Source organism: Cellulomonas pasadenensis (assembly GCF_047229365.1).
In the GTDB taxonomy this organism is placed as follows: domain Bacteria; phylum Actinomycetota; class Actinomycetes; order Actinomycetales; family Cellulomonadaceae; genus Cellulomonas.
This window is the reverse complement of record NZ_JBFTEP010000145.1, coordinates 1-8,576: the sequence shown is the minus strand read 5'-3', so window position 1 is coordinate 8,576 and position 8,576 is coordinate 1. Positions and strand designations below refer to the sequence as shown.

The 8,576-nt window shown below is 75.3% G+C and carries 6 protein-coding genes; 4 read left to right on the top strand and 2 right to left on the bottom strand.

What is annotated here, in order from left to right; genetic code table 11:
- Window positions 1–35: 35 nt before the first annotated feature.
- Together metX and AB6N23_RS15715 are read left to right on the top strand one after the other, a co-directional pair.
- Window positions 36–1,148, top strand: coding sequence for a homoserine O-acetyltransferase MetX (metX, locus tag AB6N23_RS15720; RefSeq protein ID WP_412866937.1), 1,113 nt, complete (start codon window positions 36–38; stop codon window positions 1,146–1,148).
- Between the two features lie 422 nt (window positions 1,149–1,570).
- Window positions 1,571–4,924, top strand: a complete 3,354-nt coding sequence (locus tag AB6N23_RS15715) for a glycosyl hydrolase (RefSeq protein WP_412866935.1) — start codon at window positions 1,571–1,573, stop codon at window positions 4,922–4,924.
- Window positions 4,925–4,975: 51 nt separating this feature from the next.
- On the opposite strand, the gene AB6N23_RS15710 is transcribed toward AB6N23_RS15715, so the two are convergent.
- Complete coding sequence (locus tag AB6N23_RS15710; RefSeq protein WP_412866934.1) at window positions 4,976–5,938, bottom strand: LacI family DNA-binding transcriptional regulator; 963 nt, start codon at window positions 5,936–5,938, stop codon at window positions 4,976–4,978.
- Between the two features lie 114 nt (window positions 5,939–6,052).
- On the opposite strand from AB6N23_RS15710, the gene AB6N23_RS15705 reads away from it, so the two are divergent.
- Together AB6N23_RS15705 and AB6N23_RS15700 are read left to right on the top strand one after the other, a co-directional pair.
- Entirely contained in the window at window positions 6,053–7,024 is a 972-nt protein-coding gene (locus AB6N23_RS15705) for a zinc-binding dehydrogenase (RefSeq protein WP_412866933.1), read from the top strand.
- Window positions 7,025–7,098: 74 nt separating this feature from the next.
- Window positions 7,099–8,106, top strand: coding sequence for an alpha/beta hydrolase (locus tag AB6N23_RS15700; RefSeq protein ID WP_412866936.1), 1,008 nt, complete (start codon window positions 7,099–7,101; stop codon window positions 8,104–8,106).
- A 36-nt stretch (window positions 8,107–8,142) separates the two neighbouring features.
- Here the strand turns inward: AB6N23_RS15700 and AB6N23_RS15695 are convergent.
- On the bottom strand, window positions 8,143–8,576 hold a 434-nt coding region (locus AB6N23_RS15695), incomplete at its 5' end, for a restriction system modified-DNA reader domain-containing protein (protein ID WP_489672008.1).

Sequence of the window (8,576 nt, the reverse complement as noted above, 5' to 3'; positions counted from 1 at the left end):
ACGGCCGCCGCGTGCTGGTCGTGGGCGTCGGCCCGATGGCCACGACGGCGCTCGCGACCGCGGACATCCTCGCCGACCTCGGGCCGTTCGCGCTCGAGTCGGGCGGGCGGCTGCCGGCGGTGCGGCTCGCGTACGAGACGTGGGGCGAGCTGGACGAGGACGGCGGCAACGCGGTGCTCGTCCTGCACGCGCTCACCGGCGACTCGCACGTGACGGGCCCGGCGGGCGAGGGGCACCCGACGGCGGGCTGGTGGCAGTCGATGGTCGGACCCGGCGCGCCGATCGACACGGACCGCTTCTTCGTCGTCGCGCCCAACGTGCTGGGCGGCTGCCAGGGCTCGACGGGCCCGGCGTCCACCGCACCCGACGGCCGCCCGTGGGGCAGCCGGTTCCCGCTGCTGACCGTCCGCGACCAGGTCGCCGCCGAGCTGCGCCTCGCGGACCTGCTCGGCGTCGACCGGTGGGCGCTCGTCATCGGCGCGTCCATGGGCGGGCTGCGCGTGCTCGAGTGGGCGGCCTCGGCCCCCGACCGCGTCGAGGCGTTCGCCGCGATCGCGACGTGCGCGCAGACCGGCGGCGACCAGATCGCCGGCTTCCACACGCAGCTGAACGCGATCCTCGCCGACCCGCGGTACCGCGACGGCGACTACTACGACGCCGCCGACGGCGACGGCCCCCACGTCGGCCTCGGCATCGCACGGCAGATCGCCCACCAGACGTACCGGTCCGCCGCGGAGCTCGACGAGCGGTTCGGCCGCATCCCGCAGGGCGCCGAGGACCCCCTCGAGGGCGGCCGGTTCGCGGTGCAGTCCTACCTCGACCACCACGGCGACAAGCTCGCCCGGCGGTTCGACGCCAACACGTACGTGGCGCTGACGCGGTCGATGATCACGCACGACCTCGGCCGCGACCGCGGCGGCGTCGAGGCGGCGCTCGCCCAGGTCACCGCGCGGGCGCTCGTCGTCGCCGTCGACTCCGACCGGTTGTTCACGCCGGCGCAGTCGGAGCGCGTCGCCGCGGGCGTGCCCGGCGCCGGGCCGGTGCGGTACGTGCGCTCGGCGCACGGGCACGACGGGTTCCTCATCGAGGAGGACCAGGTCGGCCGGCTCGTCACGGAGTTCCTGCGCGAGGGCGCGCGCCGGCGCTGACCGGTACGCATGGCCGGGTGACGCGGCCCGTGGGGTGGTGCTGCGCCGCGGACAGCGCCGGGACGTGCCGCCGGCTCGCCGCCGCGCACGTCGCCGTGGACCCGCTCTTGACTTCGACGCCGCTCCGGCCGACGCTGTGTGCACGTTAGTGACACGAGTCACCACGGTCGCCTCCCTCAGTGCCGAGGGAGCCACGACCGGCGACGGCTCACCACCCAGCTCGGCCGGCGCGGGACCCGCACCCGCACGAGCCACGACCGGCTGACGACCGTCAGCCCAGCACGGACAGGTCGCACGCACCGGTGCGGGCGACCTGCCCCGACCCTCCCCCAGCGGCCGTCGCAGGACGGCCGTGCCCTCGCGCCCGTCGCGGCGGCCGACCACGGTCGACGCGGCACGGCGTCCCGAACGGAGACACCTGGATGCCTGCTCACGCACAACCCACTCCCCCGGGCCGCACCCTGGACCACCGGCGCACCGTCGCGCTGGTGGCGATCGCCGCGCTGCTGGCGTACCTGGTCCAGGCGATCGCGCTGCCCCTGCCGCGTGCCGAGGCGGTGACGGTCGGCGCGGGCAGCTACGCCGAGGGCACGCCCACCGGCGGCGCCGTGCCCACCGAGTGCAACAACACCCCGGTGAGCAACCCGCGCGCGCACGTCACGGCGAACTTCCCGGCCGGTGCGATCCCGACCAACGACTGGTGGACCTCGCTGCTGTGGCGCAAGTTCAACTGCGCGAACGTCTCCGAGAACCTCATGGCGCACCCGCTCGCGTTCCGCGCGTACACCTCCGGGCTCGGCGTCAGCTACCCGACCGCGGTGAGCATCTCGGGCACCTCCACGGGCGTCGGCGAGTACCACTACACCTACGCCGAGGACTTCCGCCTCGGCATCGCCGGCCTCGACGCCGCCGGCAAGGTCGACGGCTACTCCGACTGGACCGTCAGCGAGCTGTGGACCAACGGCAGCAGCAGCCTGCGCACGACGTTCGGGCACGGCCTGCCGTTCGTCTACGCGACGAAGACCGGCGGGAACGCGACCCTGACGGGCACGGCGGCGCCGACGGTGTGGAGCACGGGCAACGGCGCCATCGGCTACACGATCAACGGTCACGACTACGCGGCGTTCGGCCCCACCGGGTCGACGTGGACGGTCTCCGGGAACACCATCAGCTCCTCGCTCAACGGCGGCTCGTTCTTCTCGGTCGCCGTGCTGCCCACCACGCCGGGCAGCAGCAACGCCGACCGCGTCGCCGCCCTCGGCGCCTACGCGCCGTACGCCCACAACCACGTGACCGGCACCAAGGTCTCCTGGTCGTACGACGAGGCCACCGCGAGGATGACGGCCACCTACGCGTTCACCACCACCGCCCGCCAGGGCTCCGGCACCGGCACCGTGTACGCGCTCTACCCGCATCAGCGCGACCAGCTCGCGGGCGTGACGCCGAGCGCCTACTCGTACACGTCGCCGCGCGGGCCCATGCGGGTCGTGGTCGGCAGCTCGCAGTTCCAGACGGTCGCGACGTTCAACGGCGTCCTGCCGCAGCTCGCCAACACCGGCTTCCCCGCGGGCTCCGCGGACGCCACGCAGCTGAACGGGTACATCTCCCAGGTCGCGTCGGGTGACCCGTTCGCGGGCTTCGGCGAGGACACCTACTGGACCGGCAAGGCCTTCGGGCGCATCGCGCAGGTCGTGCACATGGCCAACCTCACCGGCAACACCGCGGCGCGCGACAGCCTCGTCAGCGCGATGCGGACGCGGCTGACCGACTGGATGACGGCGTCGCCCGGCGAGACGACCCGGTCGTTCTGGTACAACCCCTCGTGGGGCACCCTCATCGGCTACCCGGCCTCGTACGGCTCGGACACCGACCTCAACGACCACCACTTCCACTACGGCTACTACGTCGTCGGGGCGGCCACGGTCGCGCAGTTCGACCCGTCGTGGGCCGCGGAGTCCGCGTACGGCGGGATGGTGAACACGGTCATCAAGGACGCGGCCAACTGGGACCGCAGCGACACCCGGTTCCCGTTCCTGCGCGACTTCGACATCTACGCCGGCCACGACTGGGCGTCCGGGCACGGGGCGTTCGGCGCGGGCAACAACCAGGAGTCGTCGTCGGAGGGCATGAACTTCGCCAGCGGCCTGATCCAGTGGGGGCAGGTCACCGGCAACAAGGCCGTCCGCGACCTGGGCATCTACCTGTACACGACCCAGGCGTCGGCCATCGAGAACTACTGGTTCGACACCGACGACGAGGCGTTCCCGGCGGCGTTCGGGCACTCCACGGTCGGCATGGTGTGGGGCGACGGCGGGTCCTACTCGACGTGGTTCAGCGCCGAGCCGGAGATGATCCAGGGCATCAACCTGCTGCCGAGCACGGCCGGGCACCTGTACCTCGGCTACGACCCGGCGTACGTCCGCCGCAACCTCACCGAGCTCGAACGCAACAACGGCGGGCCGGCGACGGTCTGGCAGGACATCATCTGGGAGTTCCAGGCGCTCGCGGACGCACCCACGGCGCTGTCCCAGTTCCGCGCGCAGGCGAACACCTACACCGTCGAGGAGGGCGAGTCGCGGGCGCACACGTTCTACTGGCTGAAGAACCTGGCGGACCTCGGGACGGTCGACCGGTCGGTGACGGCGAACACCCCGCTGCACGCCGTGTTCGTCAAGAACGGCGTCCGCACCTACCAGGCCGCCAACATGAGCGGGTCGCCGATCACGGTGCGGTTCTCCGACGGCGTCACCCTCGCCGTCCCGGCGCGCTCGGTGGCGAGCTCGAACGCGTCGACCCCGACGGACACCACGGCACCGTCCACGCCGGCGAACCTCACGGCGTCCGGCACGACGTCGTCGTCCACCAACCTGTCGTGGACGGCGTCGAGCGACAACGTCGGGGTCACCGGCTACGAGGTGCTCCGCAACGGCACCGTCGTGGGGACCGCGTCGGGCACCAGCTACGCGGCGACCGGCCTGTCCGCGTCGACGACGTACTCCTTCGCGGTCCGGGCGCTCGACGCGGCCGGCAACCGGTCGGCGGCCAGCACCGCGCGGTCCGTCACCACGTCCGCCGGCGGCGGTGACACCGCGCCGCCGTCGATCCCGACCGGTCTGGCCGCGTCCGGCACGACCGCGTCGGCCACCACCCTGACGTGGTCGGCGTCCACGGACGCCGTCGGCGTCACGGGGTACGAGGTGCTGCGCAACGGCACGCTCGTCGGCTCGACAGCGAGCCGCACGTTCACCGTCACCGGGCTGTCGCCGTCCACCGCCTACTCCTTCGCCGTCCGCGCCTACGACGCGGCCGGCAACCGGTCGGCCGCGAGCAGCGCGGTGTCCGTCACCACGGCCGCCGGGTCGACGGGCGTCGACGCCACCTCGCGGATCGAGGCCGAGGCGTATGCGGGCATGGCCGGCATCTTCACGGAGGCGACGACCGACACCGGCGGCGGGCGGAACATCGCCGGCATCGCCAACGGCGAGCACGTGCGGTTCGACGACGTCAACTTCGGCAGCACGCCGCGCAGGACGTTCAGCGCGCGCGTCGCGTCCGGGGCGGCGGGCGGGGTCAGCGGGCTCGTCCACGTGCGGCTCGACAGCCTCACCAGCCCGTCGATCGGCAGCTTCGCGATCGGGAGCACCGGCGGCTGGCAGAGCTGGCGGACCGTCCCGGCGAACATCCAGGGCACGACCGGGACCCACACGGTCTACCTGACGTTCGAGTCGGGCCAGCCGGCCGACTTCGTGAACGTCAACTGGTTCACGTTCAGCTGACGACGTCCACCCCGGCCCGGCAGCGCCCCCGCGCTGCCGGGCCGCGGTGCGTCACGTCGAGGCGCGGGCGATGACGTGCAGGCCGTCGTCCGGCTGCGCGGGCGGCTCCGCCGTCCCGTCCAGCGCGGCGACGACGGCGTCGACGAAGTAGCGGGCCTGCGCGTCCACGGCCTGCCCGACCGTCGTCAGGGCGGGCTCCACGAAGCGCGCCGCGGGGATGTCGTCGACCCCGATCACCGCGACGTCGTGCGGTGCGCGCAGCCCCTCGGCCCGCAGCCCGGCCAGGACGGCCAGCGCCACCTCGTCGTTGTACGCGGCCACGGCCGTGACCGGGTCGTCACCCGCGCCCCAGCCGCGCACGGCGGCGGCCGCCGACGCCAGGTCCAGGCCGACGACCTCGACACGGGGCGCCGGCAGACCGAGCACCCGGCAGCCCTCGACGACGCCCGCCAGGCGCCGGTCCGCGAACGCGGCGAGCCGGTCGTCGCCCGGCGCGGCGTACCCGACGACGCGGTGGCCGCGCTCGGCGAGGTGCTCGACCTGCAGCCGGCCGATCCGGGCCTGCGGGACGGAGAAGGTCCGCGGGTGGGCGTCCTCGTCCAGCGCGCTGCCCACCACCGTGATGCCGGCGCGGCGCATCGCGCGCTCGTCCTCCTCCGCGAACGGGCCGAGACCGAGCACGACGCGCGGCGTGACCGCGCGCCACAGCTCGGACAGCGGCCGCGAGCCGCGGCTGCGGTGCACCAGGACGGACAGGCCGCGGTCCGCCAGACGCGTGGTCAGGTCGTCCAGCAGCGTGTCGATGACGGGGCCGACCGTCCAGTCCGGCAGCACGCACAGGACGAGGTCGCTGCGCCCGGACCGCAGGGCGCGCGCGGCGGCGGACGGCGTGTACCCGAGCCGCGCGGCCGTGTCCCGGACGCGCTGCCGGGTCGACTCCGAGATGGCGACGCCGGTCTTGCCGTTGAGCACGTAGCTGACCGTCGTGCGCGAGACGCCGCTCTCGCGCGCCACGTCGGCACTCGTCAACCGTGCCACGGCCCTCCGCCTCCCGTCGCCGTCCCGCCCACACCCTAGCCGCGCGCCCCCCGCGCTCGACCCCGCCGCCCGCCCCGCTAGCGTGGCCGCATGCTGAGCGCCCGCGTCACCGCGTTCTCCGCCGACGACCCGCTGTCGGGCCTGGCCGTCGGGGACGCGCCCGCACCCGACGTCGTCGCCGACCCGCCCGCCGGCTGGACGACCGTCGACGTGCGGGCCGCCTCGCTCAACCACCACGACCTGTGGTCGCTGCGGGGCGTCGGCCTGCGCGCCGAGCAGCTGCCGATGGTGCTCGGCACCGACGCGGCCGGCGTCACGGCGGACGGGCGCGAGGTCGTCGTGCACGCGGTCGTCGGCGGGCCCGACGGACGCGGCGTCGACCCCGACGAGCCGCGCACGCTGCTGTCCGAGCGGTACCCCGGCACGCTGGCCGAGCAGGTGGCCGTGCCCGCGTGGAACGTCGTGCCGAAGCCCGCCGAGCTGACCTGGGTCGAGGCGGCGTGCGTGCCGACCGCGTACCTGACGGCCTACCGGATGCTGTTCCGGTCGGGCGGCGCGCAGCCCGGGCAGCGCGTCCTGGTGCAGGGCGCCGGCGGCGGGCTGGCGGTCGCGGCGGTGCAGCTGGGGGCCGCGGCGGGGCTCGAGATGGTCGTCACCGGCCGCGACGCGGGCCGGCGCGAGCGGGCGCTCGCCCTCGGGGCCGCCGCCGCGGTCGAGCCCGGGGCGCGCGCCGGACGGTTCGACGTCGTCCTCGACAGCGTCGGGAAGGCCACGTGGGAGCACTCCGTGCGCTCGGTGCGGCCCGGCGGGCGCGTCGTCGTCGCCGGCCTCACCTCCGGCGACCCCGCCCCCGCGTCGCTGACCCGCGTCTTCTTCCAGGAGATCAGCGTCGTCGGCGCGACGATGGGCACGCGCGACGAGCTCGGGCAGGTCCTCGCGTTCCTCGCGCGGACCGGCGTGCGCCCCCTCGTCGACTCGACCTACCCGCTGGCGCGCGCCGCCGACGCGCTGCGCCGGATGTGGCGGGGCGAGCAGTTCGGCAAGATCGTCCTCGAGTCCTGAGGGACGTGACGGGGGTGGACGTGGAGCCGACGACGGGCACGCCGTCCGCCGCGCCCGTCCCCGCCGCGCCCGAGGTGCCCGCAGGCACCGCGCCGGCCGCCTGGACGTCCGACGGCCTGCGCGCCGACCGGTGGACGCCCGACGTGCTCGGCGACGGGTTCGAGGCCCGCCTGCTGCCGCTCGCCGACGACGACGAGGGGCCCGTCGTCGCCACGCTCGTCCGCCACGTGCCCGACCCCGCGCTGCGGCCCGCACGCGCGGTGCTGTACGTGCACGGGTGGTCGGACTACTTCTTCCAGGCGCCGCTCGCGCAGTACTGGCACGGCCTCGGCGCCGCGTTCTACGCGCTCGACCTGCGCAAGTACGGCCGGTCGCTGCGGCCGCACCAGACCCCCGGGTACGTCGACGACCTGCGCACCTACGACGAGGAGATCGCCGCGGCGCTGCGCCGCGTGCGGGCCGAGCTCGGCCCCGTCGCGCGGGTCGTCCTCATGGGCCACTCGACCGGCGGGCTGACGCTGTCGCTGTGGGCGGCGCGGCACCCCGGCACGGTCAGCGGGCTCGTCCTCAACAGCCCGTGGCTCGAGCTGCAGGGGTCTGCCGTGGCGCGGCACGTCAGCGCGCCGGCGATCCACCAGATCGCGCGGTTCCAGCCGCGCGCGCCCCTGCCCAACATCGACCCCGGCTACTACGCCCGCACCATCGCCGCCGCGACGGGCGGCGAGTGGACCGTCGACGAGCGGTGGCGCCCCACGCCGTCGTTCCCCGTGCGCGCCGGGTGGCTGCGGGCCGTCATCGCCGGGCACGCGACGGTCGCGCGCGGCCTCGCGATCGACGTGCCGGTGCTGACCGCGCTGTCGTCCCGCACGCTCATCAGCCCGCGCTGGACCGACGACATGCGCTCCGCCGACGTCGTCCTCGACACCGAGGCCATCGCGCGCCGCACCGTGCACCTCGGGCCGGTCAGCACGCTCGTGCGCATCCCCGGCGGCATGCACGACCTGACCCTGTCCGCGCGCCCCGCGCGCGAGCGGTTCTACGCGGAGGTCACCCGCTGGCTCACGGCCTACGGGTGGGGCTGACGGGCGCCGACCGCACCCGGCCGGGACGCGACCGCGTCAGAGCGTGCCCGTCGCCTCCGCGAGCGTGGGGCCGCCGTCGCCGAGCCGCCACGCACGCCAGCCGTCGACGGCCTCGACGCCCGCGACGCGCGTCGCCGCCTCGTCCGGGTCCGCGACGGTGCTGCCGTCGGGCAGCTCGATGAGGCCGTCCGGCAGGAGCACGGCCGTGAACCGCTGACCGCGGCGCTCGCGCGCCCAGACGAGGGTCGTGACGGCGCGCCGGCGCTTCGCGAGCATCGCGAGCTCCGGGTACGGCCACCCGTCGCGGGCGGGCGCGGGGCGGTCGGGCGCGGGGCGGTCGGTCATGCGGTCGGCGGTCCGGTCGGTGGGGGCGGTCCGCGGGGCGCGCTCGTCGCCGGCCGCGGCGTCGGGGTGCCGGCCGTCGGCGAGGAGGGCGTCGTGGCGCGGCGCGTCCGCGGGCGGGCCGTCGG

Excerpts from the sequence above, each read along its gene's own strand:
- AB6N23_RS15715 (WP_412866935.1), top strand. The coding sequence starts at position 1,571 with ATGCCTGCTCACGCACAACCCACTCCCCCGGGCCGCACCCTGGACCAC.
- metX (WP_412866937.1), top strand. The coding sequence starts at position 36 with ATGGCCACGACGGCGCTCGCGACCGCGGACATCCTCGCCGACCTCGGG.
- AB6N23_RS15705 (WP_412866933.1), top strand. The coding sequence starts at position 6,053 with ATGCTGAGCGCCCGCGTCACCGCGTTCTCCGCCGACGACCCGCTGTCG.